We start from the raw sequence: 443 nt of genomic DNA, 5'->3' as shown, positions 1-443 counted from the left end.
CTATTTGCTCGTAGCTCGCGTTTAATACCAGATAAAGCAAATCTTGGTTTTCGTTTCCCTTGTGATGGGCCGGGAAGAGGRGGWACATGTCAAGTATCTGCTTGGGATCATGTCTTCTTAGGRCTATTCTGGATGTACAATGCTATTTCSGTAGTMATATTCCATTTCAGTTGGAAAATGCAGTCAGATGTTTGGGGTAGTATAAGTGATCAAGGGGTRGTAACTCATATTACKGGAGGAAACTTTGCRCAGAGTTCCATTACTATTAATGGRTGGCTCCGCGATTTCTTATGGGCACAAGCATCYCARGTAATTCAGTCTTATGGTYCTTCRTTATCTGCATATGGTCTTTTTTTCCTAGGTGCTCATTTTGTATGGGCTTTCAGTTTAATGTTTCTATTCAGCGGGCGTGGTTATTGGCAAGAACTTATTGAATCCATTGT

Annotated in this window: 1 protein-coding gene; it reads left to right on the top strand. The window is 40.9% G+C overall.

Features of this window, described 5'->3' with window-relative positions:
• On the top strand, positions 1-443 hold a 443-nt coding region (locus EDI28_RS28245), incomplete at both ends, for a hypothetical protein (RefSeq protein WP_199287519.1).

The sequence above is a fragment of the Photobacterium chitinilyticum genome, from assembly GCF_004104355.1.
GTDB classification, from domain to species: Bacteria; Pseudomonadota; Gammaproteobacteria; order Enterobacterales; family Vibrionaceae; genus Photobacterium; species Photobacterium chitinilyticum.
The sequence above is the reverse complement of the archived record's forward strand: the minus strand, read 5'-3'. Positions and strand labels throughout refer to the sequence as shown.